Origin of the sequence: Paludibaculum fermentans (genome assembly GCF_051172195.1) — a bacterium.
Lineage (GTDB): Bacteria > Acidobacteriota > Terriglobia > Bryobacterales > Bryobacteraceae > Paludibaculum > Paludibaculum fermentans_A.
The window spans coordinates 1,874,984-1,899,603 of sequence record NZ_JBPJAQ010000001.1 but is presented as its reverse complement, the minus strand read 5'-3'; the positions used below and the strand labels follow the sequence as shown (position 1 = coordinate 1,899,603).

Genomic DNA, 24,620 nt, shown 5'->3' with positions numbered 1-24,620 from the left:
CGGAGTCAGCCCTTCAAGGCTAAGAATCCCGCGGCCATGAAGCGGGCCAGGCGCTGCTTGACCGCCGGGAAATCCTCAGACCGGCACCGTCCGCCCGACAGGCGATCGATCCGCCCGGTGCGCGCCAGCGTGTTCATCAGTGCGCCGGTGACAAAGTGATAGCCCCAGAAGAGATCCTGTTCACTGTAGTCCGGCAGGGCGCGTTTCAGAATGCCTATGAGCCGCAGGACGACGGGGTCGAAGTGAACCGCCATCATGGCCGCTCCCTCCTCGCTGTTACTGACGCGCGCGACAAACGCACCGTAGTTCATCCAGGATTCGCCGCCGTCGTAGTAGAGGTCGAGATCCGTGTCGAGAAAGGCGTGCAGCGCGCCTTCCACGGTCGGGTGATCGCCGGCTTCCTGCTCGTAACGCTCGAGTGCGGCCATGCGCCGTTCGCAGGTGGCGCCGGCCCGGCGTTTGAACACCGCGTCAAACAGATGGTGCTTGTCCCGGAAGTAGTAATGCAGCAGCGTCGTGTGGATGCCCACGCGCTCGGCCACATCGCGCAGGGTCACTCCGTGGAAGCCGTTCCTCGAAAACAGATATTCGGCGGCATCCAGGATCTGCTCCAGACTCTCGGCCCGCTGCTGCGCCTTCGTACGGCTCGGGCGCTTCGCGCTAGCACCGGCCGGCATCACGTCCAACCTTCATTCCCTCAGGGTCCCATTGACCACCGGCAGCGATCAAGTTCCCCGTAAGGCGGGATACAGCGCCCGCGGGATCAACCGGTTCTCAAAGGCCTGGCGCTCCAGATCCTCACGAAAGTCCGGATGCGCCAGCGAGATCATGGCACGAGCGCGGTCCGGCACGGACTTGCCCTTCAAGTTCACCATCCCAAATTCAGTCACCACATACATGATGTCCGTCCGTGGCGTGGTGACGATGTTGCCCGGCGTGAGTTCCAGGAGGATGCGGCTCTTGCGCGTGCCCCTCTTCTCGAACACCGAGGGCAGGCACATGAACGACTTGCCGCCCCGCGAGGCATAAGCGCCGCGCGCGTATTGAAGCTGGCCGCCGGTCCCGGATATGTGGCGATGGCCGTCCGATTCCGAGGCGGCCTGTCCCTGCAGGTCAGTCTGCGTCGTGCTGTTGATGGAGCAGACCCGGTCGTTCTGCATGATGATGTGCGGCAGGTTGGTGTGTTCGGTCCCGCAGCACAGCATGTCGGAATTGCCGTCGATGGCGTCGTACATTGATTGGGAACCCCAGCCAAAGGTGAACACCGCCTTTCCACGATCCAGGTTCTTGCGTGCGCCGTTGGCGACGCCCGCCCGGTACAACTCCATCAGCGAGTCGGTGAGCATCTCCGTGTGGATCCCCAGGTCTTTGGCGCCCGAATCCCGCAGCAGGGAACAGACCGCGTTGGGCATGCCGCCGATCCCGATCTGGAGGCATGCGCCATCCTCCACCTCCGCCGCGATGGTGCGCGCAATGGCGCGATCGATCTCCGTCACCGGCGGACTCTTCAATTCCGGCAGCGGCGCATTGTCGCCTTCGATGATGTAATCGACCTCGCTGAAATGGACTCCGTTGTCCACCCCATGAACGAAGGGCACGGCGGTAGAGGTCTCCACGATCAGCGTCCGGGCGCGCTCCACCAGGGCTCTGTGCCAGGTATTCGTCGGACCGAAGCTGAAGAAGCCGTCAGGTCCCGCCGGCCGCACCTTGAGCACGACTATGTCGATGGGATCGAGGAAGCGCCGGTAGTAGTCGTGCAGCTCGCCCAGGTTGGGCGGCATGTGGTAGCAGACGCCGGCGTCGGACCTGGCCCGCTCCCAGGCCGTGAAGTGCCAACTGAACCAGTGGAAATGCGCCCCTTCCGGATCGCTCTCCACCACCGCACGCGGTCGTGGAGCCAGGCTGGACCGGAAGCTCACATCGGTCAACTCAGAGACGCGAGCCGCCAACGCGCGGTCAAAGACATCCGGCTGGCCGAGACACGCGCCATAATCCAGCCAGAACCCCGATTTCACGAGGGATGCGGCTTCGGCGGCGGTGATTGTGCGGGCAGGCGTGGATGCAGTGCGGTGATCCATGGCAGGTTGGAGAGTTCAGTATTGCCCAACTTCCCTCTCCATGCAATACTCATTCTGTCAATAGTGAAGATCTTGCCGCAGGGGAGGTCCAGGTGATCCAGCTGAAGGATCGTGTCGCGATCGTCACCGGAGCGGGCGGTGGGCTCGGCCGATGCTACGCCCGGTTGCTGGCCGAACGCGGCGCCCGCGTGGTGGTCAACGACCTCGGCGACGCTGCCGAACTGGTAGCGCGGGAGATTGTGGACGCGGGCGGACAGGCGAGCGCGGCGATCTGCTCGGTGACCGATGCCGACGCGGTCGAGCGGATGGTGCAACAGACTCTCACGGAGTGGGGCCGCGTCGATATCCTCGTCAACAACGCTGGCCTGCTGCGCGACAAGTCCTTCGCCAAAATGACGCTCGATGACTTTCGCCTGGTGGTCGAGGTTCACCTGATGGGCGCGGTGCACTGCACCAAGGCGGTCTGGGAGGCGATGCGCGGACAGAAGTATGGCCGCATCGTCATGACCACGTCCTCGTCGGGACTCTACGGCAGCTTCGGACAGTCGAACTACAGTGCGGCGAAACTCGCGCTGGTGGGCCTGATGCAGACCCTCGCACTGGAGGGGGCCAAGTATGGAATCCACGTCAACTGCATCGCGCCGACGGCCGCCACGCAGATGACCCAGGGCATCCTGCCCGAAGAGCAATTGACGAGAATCCGACCCGAATTCGTGGCCCCCGGCCTGCTCGCGCTGGTGTCGGAGAGCGCGCCGACACGAACGATCCTGTGCGCGGGCGCAGGCAGCTTCGAAGTGGCGAACATCACCCTGACGAGAGGGATCCACGTCGCCGGCGATCCGCCCCCAGCCGAAGAACTGGTGGCGCGGTGGGGGGCAGTGACCGATCGCAGCGGCGAAATCGTACCGGGATACGGCCTGGTCCAGTCCGAGATCGAGCTAAAGAAGGCCGGGTCTGACTCGGCCGATGCGGAGGGGGCCTGACGTGAGCCGCGAAGCCGTGATCGTTTCGGTTGCGCGGACTGCCATCGGCCGCGCCTACCGAGGCGCGTTCCATGCGACCCCCGCGCCCACGCTGGCCGCTCACGCGATTCGTGCCGCAGTGGAGCGGGCCAAAGTCGACCCTGGCGAGATCGAGGACTGCATCGTCGGGTGCGCCATGCCCCAAGGGCTGCAACACACCATCGGCCGGACCGCCGCCCTCACCGCCGGCCTGCCCGTCTCCGTCGCCGGCCAGACTATCGACCGGCAATGCTCTTCAGGCCTGATGAGCGTCTCCATGGCATCCAAACAGGTCGTGATGGACCGCATGGACGTCGTGGTGGCTGCTGGCGTGGACTCCATCTCCCTGGTGCAGACGGCGGAGTTCCGCGCCGGCTCCGATCCGGCACTGCTCGCCCTGCATCGCGACATCTACATGCCGATGATCGACACGGCCGAGGTGGTGGCCCGGCGCTATGGCATTTCGCGCGAGCAGCAGGATGTCTACGCCTGCGAGTCGCAACGCCGTACGGCGGAGGCCCAGGAAGCCGGCCGCTTCGACCAGGAGATCGTCGCCGTGCGAGCGAACAAACTGGTGACCGACAAGGCCACCGGCGCGGCTTCGCTGGAAGAGGTCGTGCTGCACCGCGACGAAGGCAACCGTCCCGGCACCACACTGGAGGGGCTCGCCGCCTTGAAGCCAGTGCGTCCGGACGGGTGCATTACGGCGGGCAATGCCAGCCAGTTATCGGACGGCGCCTCGGCTTGTGTGGTGATGGAAGCGCGCCTGGCGGCTGCCCGCGGTCTGAGGCCGCTTGGCCGTTACTGTGGCATGGCCGTCGCCGGTACTGAACCGGATGAGATGGGCATCGGGCCGGTGTTTGCCGTGCCCAAACTCCTCAAGCGCTTCGACCTCACAATGGAGGACATCGGGCTGTGGGAGTTGAATGAAGCCTTCGCCGTGCAGGTGATCTATTGCCGCGATCGTCTCGGCATTCCCGGCGACCAGTTGAACGTCAACGGCGGCGCGATCTCCATTGGTCATCCCTACGGCATGTCGGGCAATCGCCTGGTGGCCCACGCGTTGATCGAGGGCCGTCGACGAAACGTCCGCTACGTGGTCGTGACAATGTGCGTCGGAGGCGGTATGGGCGCGGCCGGCCTCTTTGAAGTTCTGTGAGGTAAGCAGGAACCCTCACACCGCAGCGCCTCCGCGGAATCAACTCATAGAGCCGCAATCGTGATGGTTATATACTGAGCCGTGTCGGAGGGCGCGGGCAAACGCAAAGACCGTCGACAGCCGGCCGCCTTTTAACGAGGAGAGGAAGATCTCATGTCGCCTTCTAATAAAGGTTTCGGATTCAACCGCCGCCAGGCGCTTCTGTCGGCCACCTCGGGAGTGGTCGCGCTGACGGGCGCAACTTCGGCTTCGGAAGTCAAAGCTGCCACTACCGCGGGTGCAAGCTGCAGTACGCCGCGATCGGCAGTTGCGAAAACGCAGTACGGAAAGGTGCGCGGCTACGTTGAAGACGGCGTGCTGACCTTTAAGGGCGTGCCCTATGGCGCCGACACCGGCGGCGAGAACCGATGGCTTCCGGCCAAGGCGCCCAAGTCGTGGGACGGTGAGTATCCGACCTTGATTTATGGCGCCAACTGTCCACAACGCCTGCACAACTGGACGAGCGAACAGACTTTCCTTTTCCAGTGGACTGATGGATGGCAGAGCGAGGACATGCTCAAGCTCAACATCTGGACGTCCAGCCTGAGCGGCAAGCGTCCCGTGATGGTCTACCTGCATGGCGGCGGCTTCACTTTCGGTTCGGCCTATGAACTCGCCTCCCAGGACGGGGCGCAGATGGCCCGGCATCACGACGTCGTCTCGGTCACAGTTAACCACCGCCTCAACGTTCTCGGATTCCTTGATGTGTCCTCGATCGGCGGGCCGGCCTATGCCGACTCCGTGAACGTCGGGATGACGGACTTAGTGGCAGCGCTGCGCTGGGTGCGGGACAATATCGCCAATTTCGGTGGCGATCCGAACTGTGTCATGATTTACGGCCAGTCCGGCGGGGGCTCCAAGGTGACCACGCTCCTCGGGATGCCCTCGGCGGAGGGTCTGATCCACCGAGCGTCGGCGCAGTCGGGCGGGGGCGGCAATCCTCCGGGCGCCGAGGAGTCAAAAGAGTATGCCAAACAGGTGATCGCGGAGTTGGGCGTGAAGGATATCGCCGCGCTTCAAAAGATCGAGTGGGCGAAACTCAATGAAGTCACCAATGCTGTCGCGGCCCGGATGAATCCGCCCATTGGCGCTGGCGGTCCGACTCCAACGCCGGGCACGGCCAAACCACGAGTCGGTCCAGGGCCGACTGTCGACGGCCGCCTGATTACCATGCGGTCCTTCTACGATGCCGCTCCGGAGATTTCCAAGAATGTGCCGCTGTTGTTCGGCTCAGTCAGCGAGGAAGGGAACATCATGTCCTCGCGGCCAACGGAAAGCCAGTGGCTTGCCAATCTCACCAAGGCTTATGGGGAAGCCAAGGCCAGGTCGCTGGTGGAGGGGCTGAAGAAGGCACACCCGGAGAAAAGCATCCGCACCCTGTCGTATATGTGCAGCGGCTCAGGGTTGAACAGCCTGAACATGCGCAACAACGTTACGCGAATGGCAAACATGAAGTACAACCAGAAGGCCGCGGCCGCCTATGCGTGGTACTTCACGTGGCAGTCGCCGATGCTGGAGGATGCGGGCGCCTGGCACACGGCGGAGTTGGCGTTCTGCTTCGACAATACCAGGCGCTGCGACCAAGGAACCGGCAATGGGCCGGAAGCGCAGGCACTCGCCAGGAAAATGGCAACGGCCTGGGCGAATTTCGCCAGGACGGGCAATCCGAGCCAGCCCGGCTTGAAGTGGGAGCCATTCGAGCCGGAGCGCGGGCAGACGATGGTTTTCGATGGCAATTGCCGGATGATAAACGATCCAGAAGGCGAAGTGCGCAAGCTGTTGCTTGCCTGATCGAAAGACCGGCTAGAGACGGCGTTGTGCGGCAGGGGGACCATCAATGACTCTCGATGTCGAAATCATGGCAGACCAGATCCGTCGAGCCTTTCGGGGCGAGTCCTGGCATGGGCCGTCGGTGCTCGAGGTGCTGGCGGGTGTTTCGGCCGAAGACGCCGCGGCCCACCCGGTCGCAGGCGCTCATAGCATTTGGGGAATTGTTCTTCACATGACCGCTGGATACAGGTTGGTTCTGCGGCGGGTTCGCGGCGAGAATGCGCAGTTTTCGCTGGAGGAAGGTTGGCCTCCAGTGCCTGCGCTGAGTGCGGAGTCCTGGCTTGAGTGCCAGCGCACCTTGGAGGAACTGAATCAGCAGCTCCAGAGCGCCGTGCGCGCGTTCCCAACGGAACGCCTTTCGGAAGCGCTCGGCTCTGAGTACTCGGCTTATACCCAGTTCTGCGGAGCACCCCAACACGACCTTTACCATGCGGGCCAGATCACTATTCTGAAGAAGGCACTCGCGGCGTCGCGAGGATCGGCCTAAACGGCTTGTCCGCCCTTCGGCCATCAAGAAGCAGTGCGTCGCTTCACAGGCATCGCGGTTGGCGATCGGCTCCCGCGGTTGCAAGCGCACACACCAAGTGACGCAACTTATCCGGATTGTGCACCACATACAACGCCCGGATGACCTCACCCTCAATCTCGAACGCCGCAGCCTGAACCGGGCCTTCGGGTGCCTCCACGATAACGCCCGGCAATCCATTGACAGGTGCAAAGCGGAACCTGACGTCCTTGCGCCATTCCGGAGCGAGGCGCTCCCGCGTGGCGCCCACCAGGAATCGTAGCGCGCGATCGGCGCCGGTGATCTCGTGGCCGCCCCCGTGCCGGTTGGCGTTGGTCAGAGCCGCTGCCGGCTTGCCGCCGCCGTCCGTGACGATGCGTACGTCACTGGCTAGCAACTGCCTCAATGCATTGAGATCGCCTGACTGGGTTGCCGCTGCGAATGCTGAGATGAGCCGCGCGTGCTGCGCATCGATCCCGCCCACCGCTTCCTGCGGTGCGCCCACGCCCCGTGGCCGCAAGGTCCGTAAGTGCGCGCGAGCGCGGGTTGCGAGCTTCCGGCACGCGGCCTCGCTTCGCTCCAATGTGCCGGCCACTTCGGTGAAGGAGAAATCGAACACGTCATGCAACAGGAAGGCTGCGCGCTCAAGTGGCGACAACCGGTCAAGCGTCAGAAGCAACGCGATGGATAAATCCTCAGCCAGTTCCGTGCGTTTGTCGGGCAGGAGGGCGGCCGTGTCCAAAACCGGCTCCGGCAACCATGGACCAACGTATTCCTCGTGTCGTGCGCGCGCCGAGGTCAGGATGTCGAGACAAATCCTTGTTGTGATGCTCATGAGAAATGCCCGCGGATCTGACACTTTGCCGCGATCGGCCGCATGCCAACGCAGGTACGTCTCCTGCACCGCATCCTCGGCGTCAGCCATCGATCCGAGCATCCGGTAGCCGAGGCCCAGGAGCCGGCGGCGGTAGGACTCGAAGCTCGCGGCCGGATCTGAATTTGTTGAACTCACCGAGCTCACGTCATTCGTCCCGGTTCAAAGGCCGCGCGACGGCGACGGGTCAGCCCCGGCACGCCAAGGGCGACGGCAATCATGCCAAGAACGAACGCCGCGGCGCCGCCCACTACCCCGTTGCCGGTGCCGGGACCTCCATTGGCCATAGCCACATTCAGGCCGCCATTGACCACTGCGAAGAATCCAGCGACCAGAGCAACAATAGCTCCGAGCCGCCCGGAGGCGGCCCCGAATCGACTAGTGGGGCGCACCAGGGCCAGACTGCCAACAAGCACGCCAACCAGTCCCATCACAGCAGCCGTGGTTGCCCAGAGACGCCGTGGGGTCATTCCGTAAACCGTGGTGGCGGATGGCTCGGAAACGTGCGCCACAACCAACACGGCATGCACGAGCCCGGCAAATAGGCCGGCTGCGGCCACGGCGGTGAGTATCATGGTGAAGATTCGTCTCACAGATTCTTTCTCCAGCCTACATCTGTGAGACGGGACAGGTCGCTAGAGTGTGACATTGCAGCAGCCGAGGATTGGTTTGTAGGCGCCAGGCGTTGCGGATGCGAGGAGAGACGCCAAAGCCTTCTCCTAGACTCTCAGGGGAGAACGCATCAACCAGCAGTGGCGTGCTCGCGAAGTTTGGTTCTGTCGGTCGCACGAAGACGAACGCATTCTAGTTGCTACGCAGCCACCTGCCCAAGAAGCACTTTATCCCGCCCCGGTGCTTACGGTCCCGCCCGAAGTGTCGCGTTTCCCTCCGCGATCCTTTCGCCGTTACCCAAATTGGATGAAGTGCTGTCGTTGCATTCTGAATCGCCTCGCGCCTGGCCGTTTCCAGTACTGGCTCGCGCGATCTCGGGTTTGCGCAAACCCACCCGGGATGTTGTTGGAGGAAATCGAACATAACCCGCCAGCGCCCGCGACTCGGAGTTCTGACACAGTGAGTCTCGCAAGGTGGAGATTCGATTGACCTGGGTAGCGCCTGATGCTCAGTACCCAAATGCGCCAGAGAGGCAATCTGCAAACTGCTGATTCTATTGGTCGGGGCGGGGCGATTTGAACGCCCGCCCCCCTGCGCCCAACGAATTGGCGTGGTTTCCAACTGCTCCATCGTCTCCATTCCGTTTTCATTGTTTCCAACAAGATAGGAAATCTGCTTTTCGCTCGAAAGCTAACCCCAGCAGTGTCAACAGATTGAGTTTTGGCACAGTTCTGCCACAGTTCGGTCGCTGTGTCGCTAACCGGGAACTTACCCGAGGATCGACACTTTGCATCACAGAACACAGTACACGGCCGAGGACTTCAACGATTCGGGCCTGGAACGCGCCGGTGATCTGCTGTTGTTACAGCACCCGACGCTGCTCATCTCCAAACGCAAACTTCGGCAGGCAGAGGCCATACAGATGGTCCGGCAGAAGAGGGAAAGCGAAGCGCAGAACCTGGGCTTCTCATCGCGGCCCTTTGTACTCTGTGGGCTCCCGGTCAAGCGCCCGCCTGCCGGATGCCTTCTTCACGAACGGCGGAATGGACGATTCGTGCTCCAAGTCACCGGCCACCCGAGCTATGGACTACCGTGGGGGCAAGATCGGCTGGTTCCGATCTTTCTCGCGACTATGGCAGTTCGACAGCAAACCGCGCGGATTACGTTCAACAGCGCTGCTGAAATGCTGGACATATTCGGTATCCAGCAGGGCGGTTCTCAATATCGTCGACTGGTCGCGTCATTTCAGCGCATCTTCGGCGCTACGATCTTCTTCGGGTCCGACACTCAGAGAGACCGGGCCGCCGTGGTCCATTGCGCCCGCTTCAACTTCATGACGGAAGCGCGTATTTGGTATTCCCGAGCCCCTGACCAGCAGTCCCTGCCAGGCGACTGTCAGAACCTAATCGTTCTTAGCGACGAGTTCTACGGCGAGATCTCTGCCCATCCAATTCCGACAGACCTTGAGGCGGCGAAGGCCCTGTCCGCCAGCCCAGCTGCGCTGGACCTCTGCACCTGGCTGTCTTATCGCTGCTTCACAGCTCGCGGTGGAGAGCGCGTTCCTCTGTTCGGTGAATTCGGGCTTGTTAGCCAACTCGGTAGCACCGACTATGCTCGTCCGCGAAAGTTCCGTGAGAAGTTGGAAGGATGGCTGAAACTAGTCCGGGCAATGTGGCCCGATTGCCCAGCCCACATCGATCAGGATGGAATCGCTTTGATTGTGGATCGATCGATGGCAGTCAAGCCATTGATCAAAACGCAATGACCGCCAGGGTCGCTACTGCGTGAGGAAGCTGCCGATGCTCGCGGATGTCCACGTGGCGACGCCGCAGCCGAAGAAATCAGTCTCTTCTGTCCAGATCGGGCAACCAAGCGCTAACGCTGCGGCGAGAATCGGCCAGTCGTCCGGGTCGCGGGACGCCAGGCGCTTTCGAGCCTCAATTTCGTAGTCGGCGTAGGTGTCGTGAGTCATGACTGTCCCGAGTGCGGCCAGCGATCGCAACAAGCGCAACCCTTTTTCGGGCTCGCCACCACGCTTGACCACAAGGGCGGCTAAGTGCTCGTCGGCTTCCGCGTATGCGCTTTGGGGAATGAAGAAGGAGATGCTATCGGCATGAGACTCGAGGATGCGGCGAACGCGTTGTCCCGGTACCGTGCGAATCAGAATGTTCGCATCCAGGACCAGTGCCTTGTACTGGCCACCGATTTCGTTTGCCGAAGCAACCACCGCGGCCCAAACCGAGGTCGCGGGGCCTTGCGGAATTGTTATCCATGTAACGGTTGCGGTGCCCACGGGCTCCGGTTGCGCGTTCATTCGGTCGATCGTTATTTGAACGTCGCGAGGGTCCAGGTGACGGTTCAGTTCCGTTGGTGCCGCCCCTGGATGGACTGCGGCGGCGCGTATGCCGTGCTCCCGATAGCGCTTTTCGAGGATGAACCGGCTGGCCTGCGGTTCGGAAAGGTCAGAGTCGGCGTCGCACTTTCTTCTACAGAGTGAGTATCACCGCCGCAACTGCCCACGAGCACCAGCCGTTCGGCGCTGCCCGCGCATTCCGCCACTTGCTAGACCTGAAGACGGTTACTTCGCAGCCCGCACTCCGATTCTCCTTAGGAGGCGGCGGGCGCTGTCGAGAACGAGTTCTTCTACTTCATCGGTGAACCAACCCGGTTGAACGAAGTACACCATGCTGTCCCCCGCCTCGTACCCGCCTTCGCGGAGAATGCGATGCGTGGGGATGTAGCCCATTACGTCATTCGAATACGCTGCCACAACGAGGCGATCCGGGCCGAATTCCTTCTTCAGCCGGAGTGCGTAATCGACCACCACTTCACCGCCCAACGCAACCAATGCGGCGCTATCACCGAAGGCGATTGCAGTTACCGGATAGGCTGTGTCCACGATGGGCCGCTTTGCATCGAACGCCGCGAGCATTGCTTTGCCGCGGCGTGCAGCATAGAAATCAGAACTCTTGGCCTCGGCCTCATACACCTCGCGAGTGTGAGCCTGAAACGGAAGCCGGATCTCTTCATACGCCGACCGGAAGCGTCCTTTGACCGGGGTCATGCGCGAGGAAGCTCTTTTGCGCACAGCGGCAGTGATCGTTTCGCCGTGCTGCACTGCAAGCTCCGCCTTGCCCCGCGGGGCTGGACGCTGATCTCCCGCACAGAGGGAGAGAAACAACGCCTTCGCTCCCGGATATGCGCGCTCGAGCGACTGCTGCGCGTATCCGGCATAGTCACCGTTGATGGCGGTGAACCCTGCCGTGAGAACCGTGTTGTGACAGGCGTATCCGAATATGAGCGCGCGCACCCCGCCGTCAGCCGCGGTCACCTTCCAAACAGGCACGGCATTATCAACAGGCGCGGGGTAACTTCTTCCTGGACGCACAAGCGCGAGATGATCGACTCTGCGGTTCGTCGCGAACCCGGCTTCGGTTTGACCGAACGACAACGTGGCCGGGAACATCTGATCGAGCGCCTGCCGAGCTACCTTTGTAAACTCGTCGATCAAACGGCGGCCATACGCTTCTACCTGGCGGTCGACCCGCGGGTCGGTGACCGGGGCGATGTGGAGGCGCGGCCATACCGCGGGCCCGGAGTGCGTGTGCGACGCGTTGAACACGAGTTGATCGCGACGGATCTTGTGCGACTGCTCCAGCCGGCGGGCGACCTCGGAGGTGATCTCGGCAGTGACTCCGACCAGATCCGCCGTGACGATGACGACGCGCCCGCCTTCGCCGTCCTCGAGCGCCAGGGCCTTCGCATAGATGGGCAGCGTGACGTTCTCAGCGGGACGCGTGCGGGCAGCGAATCCCGTTAACCAGAACGGCAGTTCCGGCGTGATTTCCACGGCCGCGACACCTGCCCGGTACCCCGCTGCGTGCGCGCAAGAGGCGATCAGCAGTGCGACGAGCAGCTTCATTTGCGCGGTTTCCCTGGAGCGGGAATGGCCATCAGGTCAGCTCGGGTGCGGCCGTTCTCGGTCACGCGAGTCAGTGCGTAGACTGTGCCATCTTTCCCTACAGCCATCGAGTTCACATATGCCGGACGATCGCCGTTGGAGAAGAAGATCGGTCCGTGATCCGTGTAGCGCGAAATCTCGATGTCCCAGGTGATCAGATGCAGGTTCTCGATGCCCTTGGATTCGCCCTTGGCCGAGGAGTCCTTGCCTTTCACACGGAGGCCGCTTTCGTATACAGGACCGCCGGTGAGATAGTGCAAGGTGCGGCCGTCCGGACCCAGTGCAAAGCCGAGATAGCCGTAGCTGAACTGGTCGAACATGCCGCTGAGTTGCGAAGGCTGCGATGTGATGCGCGACAACACGTCGATGCGCGAAGCCTTAGGATCGAAGCGGAACAGATAACCGGAGTTGCCATGCACGCCGTACATCATCTGCGTGCCAGCGTGCCAGGCGGTTTGCCGCCAGTTGTAGCCCATGTGACCCGCTGAGTGCGGATCGTAAAGGCCAAAATAGTCCTTCCGCAGATCGTCTCCGGTGACTTTTTCGAGCGTATCCGTATCGTACCGATATCGGCTGATGTCGCCGAGCGAGTTGCTGAAATAGACAGAGCCGTCGCGCGGGTCAATCGCGAGCGACCGGCAGATGGTCTGATACTCCTTATCCTTTCCGTTTTCGCCCTTGTTCGCGACGGGGCCGAGGTGCTTCCAATCGCGCTTCTTTACGTCATAGCGGAAGAAGTATCCGGTCGGCCAGGAAATCCCGTATATGCGCTGGCGGACGGGATCCATGTTCATGGTGATGATGCCTTCACCGTGCGGTTCTATGGCAAGGTCCTCGAACTTGCGCGTCTTCATATCGTAGGCAAGAAGATGTCCGCCAGGGTAAGGCTTGTAGCCCGACGGCGGAATGCCCATCTTTTCCATGCCGTCGACGATGCTGTAGTAGCCGACGTGAGTGGCGAAATACAACTTGCCTTCGGACTCGACGAAGTTGACGTGGCTCTTGCCTTGAGCGATCGCCTGCTTACCCTTCTCTCCGCTGGCTTCAGTGATGTCGCCGAGCAGTTCGATCTTTTTAGTGGCGGGATCGAAAACGAACATCTTCGCGCCTACGTCGATCGATTCGGAGCTCAGGACATAGTAGATGCGGCCATCGCTCCCGGTCGAGATGGCATTGTAAGTGTCGTGTGCGAGGTCGAAGCCGGAGTTGAACGTCTGCGCGATCAACCGCTTCTGCTCGGCGGGCTGAGCAAAGGAAGTCACGAGGACAATGGCGACTCCGGCGAGGACGTTGAAGACGGCTCTCATCGCGATCTCCGCGCGAGCTCGACGCCGTGGGTTGTCACATAATACTTCGTCACCATATTTGGTCTCTCCCATTTGGGTAGTGTGCCTGGATTTCGGATGTAGCCGGCGAACCGTTGCGCCAGCAGCAGGAAATACTCTGCGTCGTTGATGCGCAAGACGGGTGGGATCACGACGTGCAGCCGGCCTCCGTCTTCGCGCACGGTCAACCCAGGGTAACGGCCCGAGAGTACACTCAACCTTGACTCGAGCGCGCGGCGCACGACGAGCGCGTCGGCGGTCCTTCTCGGCGTGACATCCACTTCGGGCAGGTACCTCTGCTCCTTGCCCGCGCGGACTGCTACCTCCGCAAGGCCACCGCGATAGATCGCAAGCATCGAATCGCGATCGCCCGCTGGAGATGCGTACTCCCACGTCACGCGCAGCGTGATGTGGAGGCCGCGGGCGGTATAGAGAAGGCTGTTGTTGGTGTAGTAGTCGAGCCTGCCGTCGTTGATGCTGTCGCGAAGGTAGTCAGGGAATCCTGGCTCGCCAGTCACTCTCCGGAACTCGTCCAGCGTTAGCGTGGTCGGCCACCGCTTCGCCTGAAGCAAACGGATGTCCTTCCTGTAATCGAGCGACTGGTCTGGAAACAGCGTCCAATGTGCGAGATCGACTACATGTGTCCCGACGTCAGCGAGCGCCTCGCCCTGCTGGTGAATGTCGAAGTACCAGGCCGGGCGCAAATTGGTGACGCCGTTGAACGTCTTCAGCAGGGAATGCGAGCTGACCATCTCGACAGCCGACTGCTCAGGTGAACCCGGGTCGCGCTTGCCGAAGATGGCCGGATCGTTTACGATTTCCCGTTGAAGTTGATATGCAATATCGAAGCGCTGGGTCATCGCATCGTACGCGATGACGCCTCTCCTGTCGGCATCGTCGAGCGCGGCTTCGAGCTTCGGAAGGTCCGCAGGCTCAATGATCCAGGGTTTGTCGGCGAGCACGTGCAATCCTGCATTGATGCTGGCGCGCAGGTACTCAATCTTTCGTGCGTTGCGACCAGACAACATCACTACGTCGCCGCGCTTCTCCAACATCATGCGTTCGAAGAAGTCCGGCCCGACATAAGTGATATAGCGCCAGTGATCCGGGGCATTACTGCGCGCGGTGAGTCCGCTGACGGCCGTCCAGAAGCTCGCGAGATCGCGCCCAACCGGCGCGTAGATGTAGGCGTCGCGCGAGAAGCCCTCAAGCGGTCCGGTGTGCATCTGCGCGGCGTGGAAATGGGCGGGATCCAGAGTGATCAAGCGCAACTCGGCTCCGGTCGTGATTGCAGCCGCCATCAAGAGCAGACCTATAAATCTCATGAGCCTTTAGCGATCTCGCTTGCCGAGTTCCTGATTTTGCGCATGGCCGTAGCAATCTCAGCCATGTCCGAGCGGGGTCCGAGCAGTTGCGTCTGCGTGAGCCAGACGGCTTCGGAGCACAGCTTGTCGTTTACCGGGCACTGGTTCTGCTCCGCCCATTGCGAGCGCTGCCTATCGCTGTACACACGCTTGAAGCCGCGGCTCTCCATCGTGTTCACGATGAAGGGTTCTTTGTTGAGCGGCGCATATCCGCCCGACACCGGGACGCCCTCGGCTGCCATGGCCTCCATGAACTTTGCTCGCGTGAGGCCGGCGAAGTGCCCTGGATCGTACCGGAACATGTAGAGGTGGTACGCGTTGCGGGTGCAGCCAGGATACATCCTGGCAGGCGCGATGCCGGGTATTTCCGTCAGCATCTGCGTCAGGTATTGCGCATTCTGTTCGCGCGTGCCGGCCTGCTTGCCAAGGCGGGTCATCTGCGTTAACAAGAGCGCGGCCTGGAACTCCGTAAGCCGAAGATTCAAGCCTTTCGCGACGTAGCTGAAGTCGTAGCCTGCCGTCGCGCGCCGCCGGCTGTTGTTGTGGAATGCATAGGACCGCTCGGTGAACTCCGGGTCATCCGTGATGATGGCGCCGCCTTCTCCGCAGTTCAGGTTCTTCGATGCCTGGAACGAGAAGCAGCCTGCTTTTCCATACGTGCCCACCTTTTTGCCTTTCCATTCGGCGAGGTGCGCCTGGCAGGCATCCTCGATCACCGGCAGATTGCGCTTCTTCGCGATCGCCATGATGGTATCGAGGTCTGCGACATTGCCGCCCAGGTGCACGGGCATGATCGCGACCGTACGGGACGTGATCTTCGCTTCGATTTTCCGTGCGTCAATCTGGAACGTCTCGCCATCGCTATCGACAAAGACAGGCAACGCTCCCACCTGCAGGATCGCGTTAATGGTGGCTACGAAAGTGTACGGGGGTACGATTACTTCGTCGCCCGGACCGATCCCCATCGTGTTGAGTGTGACCAGAAGGGCGGAGGTGCCGTTCGCGGTGGCGAGGCAGCGATGCGAGCCCATGAGCTTCGAGTAGCTCTCCTCAAACCGGTTCACGACCTGGCCCATGCCGCGGTTCCACTTCCCGCTGCGCAGTACAGATAGGATGGCCTTCTCTTCCTGCTCGTCTGTAATGGGCCACGACGGGAATGGGTTGCGCCGGACGGGCGTTCCGCCGAGAATGGCGGGTCTGTCGCTGGCCGCGGCTTGCACGCGTGGCGCTGTCGACAATATGGCACCAGCGGCAGCTGAACCAGCGAGGAATTTACGTCGATTCACGAGATCACCTCTAACTCGGCAGTGTACACCTGAGCCTTCCGGGCCGCTTACACAGCATCCATGCGCGAACAAAACGGGGCCGCAGGAGCGGCGGCATTCCTGCAGCCAGTTATCAAGCCAGGCGGTTTGGCTTCTTCCAACGGATGCGCGCAATGAGCACATCTCCGACGTAGCCGCGGGCGGGATTCGACTGGCCGTCGGTGATGATGGACTCATGCGCGTCGAGTGGAGTCACGTTGAAGTTACCGGAAAACCAGGCATCGTATCCGTTGGCGCCGCCGTCTCCGCGCTGAGGCAGGACCACCCGCTCGGTCTCCTTGATCAGGCATCCCTTTTCTTCATCAATCCGCGCCATCCAAAGCGGCGTTCGCCAACGGACCACTCGCTCGTTGCCCGGCGCTTTTCGCGTGTAAGACAAATACAGCGCGTCGCTATGGGTGACCCAATGCTGCTGGGTAGTTGACATCTCGAGCGGCGTGCCGTCCTGCCAGCTCCAGGGTCGCATCTTCTCCCAGTTCAAGCCATCCCTAGACGTTGTGAAATAGCCTCGATTGTCTTCAGCCCGCATTGTCATCCAAAACCTGCTCTTAATACGCCGTGTTATGGAGGGCTCGAGCAAGCCTCGTTTGACCGGCAACCGAAGTTCACTTCCGCGTTGAATCACCTTCATGCGCTCACCGTCAAACCCGCAGCGGAGTGACGTCACCCCGTGATCCGGCCTGCCCAGTGGACCATAGGTGATGGGCACTATGACGTTGCCGTCTTCCAAGGTGACCCGTTGAGAGCAGTTCGCCGAATACATTCCGGTCGCGTCCGGGTCGTTCCACTCCAGCCTCTTCGGGGGGAGCCACTGCCCTTTCGCTGTCCGGATGGCGTACACCGGCCAGCGGCGTTCCCACGGCATCGTCAACACGTTGTTTTTGTAGTAAACATTGTGGGCCATGGCCAGCACCGTGCCAGTACGCGCGTGGTATTCCGGAACGGTGTCGCAGTAGCCTTCCTCCAGACCGTCGCCCATTTGCCGCCGCCCCATTCCGGGAATAGGCTCGGGCTTGGACCAGGTTCGCCCACGATCGGAGGATTCGAGCCATTGCACGTGATGGAATACGTCGCTACCGGTCACCTGCTGCATTGTCATGACGAGTTTCGGGGTGCGGCCCGGCACGACGCAGGCTCGCGGCGTAAACCAGCTCTTTCCGAAATCCTCATAGCGGAACAGGGTGGCGGTTTCGATACTATCCACCAGATCGGCACCGCTTGAGCTCGCGGCACCGAGTGGAGCCGCCAGCGCGCCGAATGTGAAATCACGACGGGTCATCATCATCTAAAAGTAGAGCTTAAGCCCCATCTGCATCTGACGGGCAGAACGAGCGCTGGTGATGCGTCCGAAGTTTGCATTCGAGATGTCGGCGCTCGGCTGGCCGAAGTTGGGCGTGTTCGTTAGATTGAAGAACTCGGATCGGAACTCCAGTCGCTTGCTCTCACCGATGGTCGTGTCCTTGCTGACGATGAAGTCGATGTTGAACGATCCCGGTCCCGTTAGAACGTTCCGACCTGAATTCCCAAACGTGAATGGAGCCTGCTTCTGGAACGCTGTCACGTCCCACCACTTATTGGGCGAGGGGTTGCTGACGCTCCCATCGCCAATACGATTCGGACGGTCGGTGTTGTCGGGCACGTTGTCGGGATTGCCGGACACGGTGGGGTTGCCAGGGAAGCCGCTGGCTATCGTCAACAGCGCCCCGCTGCGCCAGCCCGCAATCACCTTCTTCAGCACGCCGCGGCTATCTCCGCCAAAGGGTAAGTCGTAAAGCACGTTCGTAGTGAATCGGTGGCGCTGATCATGACTCGCGAGTGCTTTCTCGGCTGCGAGGTTGTTGATGTCCTGCTGACAGCAGATGTCTTGCGTCCAGCCGAAGTCGGTGACTTTCGCCCAGGTGTAAGTGCCAAGCACACTCAGACCGCGGGCCATTCGTTTCTCGACGGTAGTTTGCCAGGAATTGTACCTGCTCCAGCCGTTCGATTCGTAGGACCGAATGCGGGCGAAGCCGGCAAACAGCCGTCGCGATGACGCCGTACCGGCGCCGGGTTCCCGCTGGTTGCGCACAAGGTGCGTATCGAGCGCTGTCCCTTTGTTCGCCACATAGCCAGTCCGCACCACCCATCCGCGTCCAAGCTCGTGCTGAATCTCGCCCATCCACTGCGTGATGTAGCCGAGACGGAAGGCGCGGTCGGCGTTGAACGTGAAAATCCCAAACTCTGCATTGCGCAGCAGGATCGGATCGCCGGGCAGGTTCCACGAAAGATTCGGCGTGCCCTGGTTACCTACCTGGTCAACGCGAAGTTGGAAGGGCGGCGAATTGCCCGTGTTCCCTTCGGAATTCAGCTCGGGCGACAGGAAATACACTCCGAATGCCGACCGCCACACGGTCTTGTTCGTCAGCCGGTAAGCGAGCCCGACTCGAGGAGCGAAGTTGTTGCTGTCGGTATCGTAAAGCGTATTCCCCGAGAGGCGCCCTATCTTCAGGTCCGGGCGCACGCGTTGAAAGAAATCGCCCAACTCGGAATCTTGGGGAAACATCAACGTGCCGGTTGTGTGATCGAAACTGGAAAGCTGGTTGCGCTTGTCATTGGGCGAAGAGTTCAGCTCGTATCGCAGACCAAGATTCAGGGTGAGCCGTGACGAAGCCTTCCAGTCATCCTGAACGAACGCAGCCATGGCCCGGCGCCGAGGGTACAACAGGCCTCCAGTGACTGAAGTCGAGGAACTGGACGGGATGCCCAGAAGGAACTCCGCGAACCCGTTCCCCCCAGTGTACTGGCCGTTGAACGTGAACTGTCCCTGGGTTCCGGCAGTCTGAAAGACGTTGACCTGCGCATTGCGGAATTCGCCGCCGACCTTGATCGAATGGCCGCCGGTCATCCAACTGAACGTGTCACTGGCATTGTAGGTGGTAACGTGGCGGATGCGTACAGCCGCCTCCCCCAGGCTGAGAAAGCCCGTACCGGCGGAGAAGCCGATGCTCTCGACGAATCCGACGTCGCGCGGGTTCGTCGAGATTCCAGTTACGCCCGCCCCGGCCGCCAAGGGCTGCCCATTGTTTTGGCCGAAGCTGTCCTGCAGAAATCGGTTGTAACTGACTGAGGCGGAGTTCAGAGCTTTTGGACTGACCACGCGCGTCCAGTTGAGTACGGCTCCGTGCGCGGTGTCTTCGCTGCGCCTACCGCCGGCCAAGGGCGCGGTGCCGGCCGATGTATAGGGGTTGCGATTGATCGCGAAACGCACATAGACTGTGTCGGCGTTGGTCATTGCCAGGTCCACCCGGCCCAGCGCATTATCGAGATCATTCACCGTGCGCGGGAACGACACATAGTTGCGGGCTGGATCAGTTGCATTCGGGAGTGGCCAGTACGCGAGCAGCTTGCGAGAAACCGGCGAGACCCGATCGGCTGGAATGAGGTTGCCCGGAAAGGGGGCGCGTGTCAGCGGGTCTATGACTGCCTTGAACGACGACAGGTCGCCGCTGCGCTGTGCTTCGTTAGGCACGACGGAAGTGCTGGTGCCATTGCTGCGAAGCCGGGTTCCATCGTAGTTGGCGAAGAAGAACGCCCGATTGCGGCGTATCGGTCCGCCAATCGATCCGCCGAACTGGTTGCGGCGCAGCGGCGGCTTCCGTTCGCTGCTGGATGCGAAATAGTTGCGGGCGTCCAGCACGTCATTGCGGAGGAATTCGAATAGCACGCCGTGGAAGTCGTTCGTGCCGGACTTCGTGACGACGCTCACCATAGCGCCGCCGCCGCGGCCAAATTCGGCTGAATACAAACCCGTCTCCACCTTGAACTCGGCGATAGCGTCAACCGAAGGAGACACACCGAACTGGTTCTGATAACTCTCGTTGTTATCGGCGCCGTCAAGCATGAAGTTGTTGTTCTTCGTGTAGAGCCCGTTGGCGCTGATCGCGACGCCCTGCTGCGATGCGCGCACGTCGCCCGGTCGACCCTGATTGACACCGGCGCCCATTAAAGCGAATTCCAGGAACCGGCGGCCGACGAGCGGCAGTTCGTTAATCTTGCGGTTCTCGATCACGTGCCCCACCGATGTGCGAGCAGTCTCCAGCAAAGGCGCCTCGGCTGTTACCTCCACGTGTTCGGTGACACCACCGACCGTCAACGTGAAGTCAATGGCGGCAGTCTGCCGCACGGCCAGGGTGACTCCGCTCCGAGTAATCGGACGGAAGCCGTCCTTATTGATGGAGAGTTGGTACGGCCCGGGAACGAGGTTCGGAACGCTGTAGATTCCTCGCTCATTTGTGACGGTGTGCCTTTCCAGGCCCGTGTCGGAGTTGGTGATTCGAACTGAAGCCTCTGGCACGCTCGCGCCGCTCTCGTCGGTGATCCGTCCATTCAATTCGGCCATTTGCGCCAGCATGCACACCGGGAAAAGAGCCGCAACGAATATGCTTCGCATCCACATCGGTCGCCTCACATAGAAGTTCGTATTTACATCCTTGGATTGCCAGGGAGCAGCTTGAATGTAACTCGCACGGAGTTAAATGTCAACAGTTGACAATTTGAAAGTAATCTCCTACGCTGGACCGAGGACAAACGTGGCGCGCTACCCGCAGGCGATACTCATCAGTTGTGAAATCCCGTGGGATGAACAAGAGAACCTACTGGAAGAGGTATTCCGGCAGGAGATACGCCATGTGCTGGCGTCAGGATTCACGCATCTCTACACGTTCGGCACGGCGGGTGAGGGCTATGCGGTCGACACCTCGCGCTTCCGGCAGGTGGCTGAGCTGTTCCGCGCAGAGACGTCCGTGGAGGGCGTGCGAGCGCAGGTCGGCGTGATCGCGTTATCGACAGCTCAGGTACGGGAGCGCCTTCACATTGCCTACAACCTCGGCTTCCGCGACTTCCAAATCTCGCTGCCGTTCTGGGGAGCGCTGAACGACACTGAGCTGCTCCGGTTCTTCGTTGACGTGTGTTCGTCGTTCCCGGACTGCAACTTTCTTCACTACAACCTGATGCGGAGTAAGCGCGTCCTGACGGGCTCCGACTATCGCCGTATCGCTGATGCGGTCCCCAATCTGGTGGCCACCAAGAACATGGGCACCAACGTCCTCACTACGATGGATCTGCTCCGGAATGCGCCCGATCTGCAGCACTTTCTGGGTGAGTCGATGTTCCCCACCGGTTGTCTCCACGGCGAGTGTTCATTCCTCGCTCCGTTCGGCCCTTTGATCCCACAGCGCACTCGGGAGTTGTTCGATCTTGGGCGTACCCATCAGTGGGACAGACTCTTCACATTTCAATCCGAGTACCTTCGAGCGGTCGAAGAGGTGATTGCGCCGATGCGCCGGCAGAACCTGATCGATGGCGCCTATGATAAGGCGATCGTCCGTCTTGCGGGCATCGCGATGCCCCTTCGATTGCTTTCTCCTTACGAGACCTTTTCCGAGGAGGTATTCGAGGAATGTCAGGCGATCTTGCGGGAAAAGTACGCCGACTGGGCAAAGTGATGGGAGCGAATGTCAGCAGTTGACGTTTGACAATCCATTCCCTTTGACGTAACCTGAGGTTGCCAATGAGTTCATTCGCGCCAGCACGGCCAGCTGCGATTCGGCGAAATATCCTGGACGCCCTGCGCAATGCCTTGATCAGTGGACGGTTCCAAGCCGACCAGGAGATCTCCGACTCGCTGCTCGCCTCCGAGTTCCAGGTGTCGCGCGGGCCAGTCCGCGAGGCGCTGTTTATCCTTGCCGAAGAAGGGCTGCTGCGCCACGAACATAATCGTGGCTTTCGCGTACCGTCTTTGACAATGAAGGATCTGCAGCAGATCGTCAAGGTGCGGCAACCCCTGGAAGTGATGGCGCTGGAGTCGGCCAGGGAGCTAGTCACAAAAGAAGATCTTGTCCGCCTCGCGGTCAAGCAGCGCGACATCGACGACGCATACGCGCAAGGAGGAGCAGCCAACTGCTCCTTAACTGAGTTTGCGTTCCACCAGGAGATCTGGGAACTGTCGGGAAACGCCTGGCTGGCGGCAGCGTTGCGCCGGGTCTGCCGCCCTTATTTCACCTACGTCTCGGCATTCAACCTCGGCCGTAAGGACATGACCGCAGAACTGCTTCACGCGCAGCATCAGCAGTACTTAGGATATCTGGCCGGAATTGTCCCTGAATCTGCCGCCGAATGCGTCCGCTATCATCTAAACCTGTGAGTACAGCCGATTGATTACCATTCGAGGAATTCTCCCCGCCATTCCGACTCCGATGGACAGTTCCGGAGTCGTTCAATCCGTTCCGCTTGAAGCTCTCATCGGCCGTCTATACCGTAGCGGAGTGCACGGCTTATACGTGGCTGGCCAGACCGGCGAGGGCTGGCAGCTAGCTAGTGCCCAGCGCAAGCGGCTGGCCGAAATTGCGGTTCGCAACTCCCCGGCCCATGCACAGGTGGTGGTCCACGTGGGTGCGATGCGGGTAGCCGACGCAATCGATCTTGCCTGCCATGCTGCGAAGATCGGTGCAACCGCAATCAGCAGTCTCCCTCCTCCCGGAGCGAGCAATGGCGGCCAACTGCTGGACTGGTACGGCCGTTTGGCTCAAGCCTCGCCGCTGCCGTTGTATGTCTATTATTTCCCGAGTCTGTCGCCGGCCGTCAGGAGTTGCGACGATCTTCTGGCACTGTGTGCTTTGCCTAATGTCGCGGGGTTGAAGTACACCGCCGACAACCTGGATTGGATGTCGGAAACCGTACGGGCGGGCGCGAACATTCTGTTTGGACGCGACGAAGTGCTTGCGTCCGCACTCCTGCTCGGCGCCCATGGCGGCATCGGAACGTTCTATAACGTTGTGCCGGAATGGGTGCTCGAGCTTTACGCGGAATGCCAGGCTGAACGGTGGTCCGCGGCTGCCCGAGCGGGTGAGCGGATTCGGCGGCTGATCCACGTCTGCCTGCATTACGACATCCTGTCTGCCTGCAAAGTGATCCTTCGGTGGCAGGGTTTCGACTGCGGTCCAGTGCTGTCGCCTCGCGTGAATATGACTACGGCGGAGGAAGAATCGTTGCGTACGGACTTACTACGGGAGGGCTTCGCCGAGGTGATTGCACCGCGCTGAACTCAATGGCAACTGCTTGGCGTCTCGTCTGGCTGCTGTGGTTTGTTGCGTTGCTGAACTACCTGGATCGGCAGGTGGTTTTCAGCCTGTTGCCCTTGTTGCGTCGGGACCTCGGGTTGAGCGATGCACAACTGGGCCTCCTGGCTACCTCGTTCCTGTGGTTCTACGCTGCCGCCAGTTTGGTCAGCGGCTTCGTCGCCGCACGGCTCGGGGTGCGCCGTGTCATTCTGTTGAGTCTGCTCTTCTGGTCAGCGGTCACGCTGCTCACCGGCATCGTTCGCACTCCTGTGGAACTGATCGCGGCTCGAGCGCTGATGGGCTTGAGCGAAGCGTTCTACCTGCCGGCAGGCCTGGCGCTGGTCGCCGAGTTTCACGATGATCGCAGTCGAGGCCGCGCTACCGCGCTTCACCAGTCGGGTATCTACATGGGCGTGGTTTTGGGCGGCGCGCTGGGCGGTTGGATGGGCGAACATTTTGGTTGGCGACCGCCGTTCATTTTCCTCGGTCTGGTCGGGCTGATATATACTGCGTTTCTCGCCTGGTCCCTCCCGTCCTCCGCTCAAAAGAGGTCTGTGAGTCTGCAGTCCGCAATTCGTTTCCGCAGCGTGGTAGCCATTCCGGGTTTGCCGGCGATGATCGCAGTGTTCGCCCTGTTCGGAATGGCGGGTTGGGTCGTGATGACGTGGATGTCGCTGTATTTGTATGAGCGATTCGGAATGAGTTTGGTTCAAGCCGGCTTTTCCTCGGCGTTCTTCCTGCAGGCTGGTAGCTTTGCGGGGATTTTTGCGAGCGGTTGGGCAAGCGACCGGTGGAGCCGAGTCAACTCGCTCGCACGCGTGTACCTGCCGGCGGTCGGTTTCGTGATCTCGGCGGTTTTCCTGTTCTTGGCCGGCGCTGCCAACGAGGCCGCTGTCGTGTTAGCAGCCATCACGGCCTATGGACTCGGCCGCGGCTTTTATGATGCGAACATCATGCCGTTGCTCTGCCTGACCGCCACTCCCGAGCAGCGCGCGCCGGCGTACGGGCTGTTCAATTTTGTCGGAGCGTTCACCGGCGGTGTTACCGCACTAGGGGCTGGCATGCTAAAGTCCCACATTGGCATCGACGGTGCGCTGCGTTGCACCGCCGTGCTTCTTTTCTTTGCGACCGTGCTGCTACTCGGACCCATCCGCCAGCGCATCCTCGCGGCGGCGTTTCGTTCCGTTGCCGTTGGGTCCTAATCTTGTCGCCAGGCTCCCACCGCTAGGATTTACTCAGCTTCCAAACGTGCTCATGACGGAGTTTGAGCACGAGAATGCGGGCGCAGCTTTGCTAGAGACCAGGAGCATCACCAAGCACTTCGAGTTACCTGAATACGCCTGTGTTACGTTTCGCGCCCTCATGAGCAGCCTCAACGAACTCGAACACGACCTCCACCTGCACATTCATCTGGAAAATAAGATCCGGTTTCCTCGGGCCGAACAGAGGG

At 61.0% G+C, this 24,620-nt stretch carries 20 protein-coding genes; 9 read left to right on the top strand and 11 right to left on the bottom strand.

Annotated elements, in window-relative coordinates:
- Positions 1-5: 5 nt before the first annotated feature.
- Together ACR9Y2_RS07685 and ACR9Y2_RS07680 are read right to left on the bottom strand one after the other, a co-directional pair.
- Positions 6-677 carry a TetR/AcrR family transcriptional regulator gene (locus ACR9Y2_RS07685; protein ID WP_435040486.1) on the bottom strand — a complete coding sequence of 224 codons (672 nt, stop codon included), beginning with the start codon at positions 675-677 and terminating at the stop codon, positions 6-8.
- A gap of 48 nt (positions 678-725) precedes the next feature.
- On the bottom strand, positions 726-2,078 hold the full coding sequence (locus ACR9Y2_RS07680; RefSeq protein ID WP_435040485.1) for an acetyl-CoA hydrolase/transferase family protein: 1,353 nt from the start codon (positions 2,076-2,078) through the stop codon (positions 726-728).
- A 95-nt stretch (positions 2,079-2,173) separates the two neighbouring features.
- Between ACR9Y2_RS07680 and ACR9Y2_RS07675 the strand changes: the two genes are divergently transcribed.
- The 4 genes from ACR9Y2_RS07675 to ACR9Y2_RS07660 all read left to right on the top strand — a co-directional run bounded on the left by ACR9Y2_RS07675 (position 2,174) and on the right by ACR9Y2_RS07660 (position 6,594).
- Complete coding sequence (locus tag ACR9Y2_RS07675; protein WP_435044833.1) at positions 2,174-3,061, top strand: SDR family NAD(P)-dependent oxidoreductase; 888 nt, start codon at positions 2,174-2,176, stop codon at positions 3,059-3,061.
- Between the two features lies 1 nt (position 3,062).
- Positions 3,063-4,238, top strand: a complete 1,176-nt coding sequence (locus ACR9Y2_RS07670; protein ID WP_435040484.1) for an acetyl-CoA C-acyltransferase — start codon at positions 3,063-3,065, stop codon at positions 4,236-4,238.
- Between the two features lie 153 nt (positions 4,239-4,391).
- Complete coding sequence (locus tag ACR9Y2_RS07665; RefSeq protein WP_435040483.1) at positions 4,392-6,068, top strand: carboxylesterase/lipase family protein; 1,677 nt, start codon at positions 4,392-4,394, stop codon at positions 6,066-6,068.
- Positions 6,069-6,114: 46 nt separating this feature from the next.
- Positions 6,115-6,594, top strand: a complete 480-nt coding sequence (locus ACR9Y2_RS07660; RefSeq protein ID WP_435040482.1) for a DinB family protein — start codon at positions 6,115-6,117, stop codon at positions 6,592-6,594.
- A gap of 43 nt (positions 6,595-6,637) precedes the next feature.
- Here the strand turns inward: ACR9Y2_RS07660 and sigJ are convergent, their stop codons facing one another.
- Both sigJ and ACR9Y2_RS07650 read right to left on the bottom strand, forming a co-directional pair.
- A complete protein-coding gene (gene sigJ / locus ACR9Y2_RS07655; protein ID WP_435040481.1) occupies positions 6,638-7,633 on the bottom strand; it encodes an RNA polymerase sigma factor SigJ in 996 nt (331 codons plus the stop codon).
- A complete protein-coding gene (locus tag ACR9Y2_RS07650; RefSeq protein ID WP_435040480.1) occupies positions 7,630-8,079 on the bottom strand; it encodes a DUF6223 family protein in 450 nt (149 codons plus the stop codon). Before ACR9Y2_RS07650 ends, sigJ begins: the two co-directional genes overlap by 4 nt.
- An 806-nt stretch (positions 8,080-8,885) precedes the next feature.
- Here ACR9Y2_RS07650 and ACR9Y2_RS07645 point away from each other — a divergent pair.
- On the top strand, positions 8,886-9,863 hold the full coding sequence (locus ACR9Y2_RS07645; RefSeq protein WP_435040479.1) for a replication protein RepA: 978 nt from the start codon (positions 8,886-8,888) through the stop codon (positions 9,861-9,863).
- 12 nt (positions 9,864-9,875) lie between these two features.
- Here ACR9Y2_RS07645 and ACR9Y2_RS07640 read toward each other — a convergent pair whose 3' ends face one another.
- The 7 genes from ACR9Y2_RS07640 to ACR9Y2_RS07610 all read right to left on the bottom strand — a co-directional run bounded on the left by ACR9Y2_RS07640 (position 9,876) and on the right by ACR9Y2_RS07610 (position 20,502).
- The gene (locus ACR9Y2_RS07640) at positions 9,876-10,412 is read right to left on the bottom strand and encodes a PIN domain-containing protein (RefSeq protein WP_435040478.1); all 537 of its coding nucleotides are present in this window, start codon (positions 10,410-10,412) and stop codon (positions 9,876-9,878) included.
- 264 nt (positions 10,413-10,676) lie between these two features.
- Positions 10,677-12,020: a neutral/alkaline non-lysosomal ceramidase N-terminal domain-containing protein gene (locus tag ACR9Y2_RS07635; protein WP_435040477.1), complete on the bottom strand. Its 1,344-nt coding sequence runs from the start codon at positions 12,018-12,020 to the stop codon at positions 10,677-10,679.
- Positions 12,017-13,366 (bottom strand): hypothetical protein, encoded by a 1,350-nt coding sequence (locus tag ACR9Y2_RS07630; protein WP_435040476.1) that lies wholly within the window; start codon positions 13,364-13,366, stop codon positions 12,017-12,019. The genes ACR9Y2_RS07635 and ACR9Y2_RS07630 overlap by 4 nt, the downstream gene beginning before the upstream one ends.
- Positions 13,363-14,685, bottom strand: a complete 1,323-nt coding sequence (locus ACR9Y2_RS07625) for a putative oxidoreductase C-terminal domain-containing protein (protein ID WP_435040475.1) — start codon at positions 14,683-14,685, stop codon at positions 13,363-13,365. Before ACR9Y2_RS07625 ends, ACR9Y2_RS07630 begins: the two co-directional genes overlap by 4 nt.
- 20 nt (positions 14,686-14,705) lie before the next feature.
- Positions 14,706-16,034: a DegT/DnrJ/EryC1/StrS family aminotransferase gene (locus tag ACR9Y2_RS07620; protein ID WP_435040474.1), complete on the bottom strand. Its 1,329-nt coding sequence runs from the start codon at positions 16,032-16,034 to the stop codon at positions 14,706-14,708.
- 112 nt (positions 16,035-16,146) lie between these two features.
- On the bottom strand, positions 16,147-17,358 hold the full coding sequence (locus ACR9Y2_RS07615; protein WP_435040473.1) for a sialidase family protein: 1,212 nt from the start codon (positions 17,356-17,358) through the stop codon (positions 16,147-16,149).
- The gene (locus ACR9Y2_RS07610) at positions 17,359-20,502 is read right to left on the bottom strand and encodes a TonB-dependent receptor domain-containing protein (RefSeq protein WP_435040471.1); all 3,144 of its coding nucleotides are present in this window, start codon (positions 20,500-20,502) and stop codon (positions 17,359-17,361) included.
- Between the two features lie 139 nt (positions 20,503-20,641).
- Between ACR9Y2_RS07610 and ACR9Y2_RS07605 the strand changes: the two genes are divergently transcribed.
- The 4 genes from ACR9Y2_RS07605 to ACR9Y2_RS07590 all read left to right on the top strand — a co-directional run bounded on the left by ACR9Y2_RS07605 (position 20,642) and on the right by ACR9Y2_RS07590 (position 24,372).
- On the top strand, positions 20,642-21,556 hold the full coding sequence (locus tag ACR9Y2_RS07605) for a dihydrodipicolinate synthase family protein (RefSeq protein ID WP_435040470.1): 915 nt from the start codon (positions 20,642-20,644) through the stop codon (positions 21,554-21,556).
- 65 nt (positions 21,557-21,621) lie between these two features.
- Positions 21,622-22,254: a GntR family transcriptional regulator gene (locus ACR9Y2_RS07600; RefSeq protein WP_435040469.1), complete on the top strand. Its 633-nt coding sequence runs from the start codon at positions 21,622-21,624 to the stop codon at positions 22,252-22,254.
- A gap of 10 nt (positions 22,255-22,264) precedes the next feature.
- Positions 22,265-23,152 carry a dihydrodipicolinate synthase family protein gene (locus tag ACR9Y2_RS07595; protein WP_435040468.1) on the top strand — a complete coding sequence of 296 codons (888 nt, stop codon included), beginning with the start codon at positions 22,265-22,267 and terminating at the stop codon, positions 23,150-23,152.
- 5 nt (positions 23,153-23,157) lie between these two features.
- Entirely contained in the window at positions 23,158-24,372 is a 1,215-nt protein-coding gene (locus ACR9Y2_RS07590; RefSeq protein ID WP_435040467.1) for an MFS transporter, read from the top strand.
- Positions 24,373-24,620 lie beyond the last annotated feature (248 nt).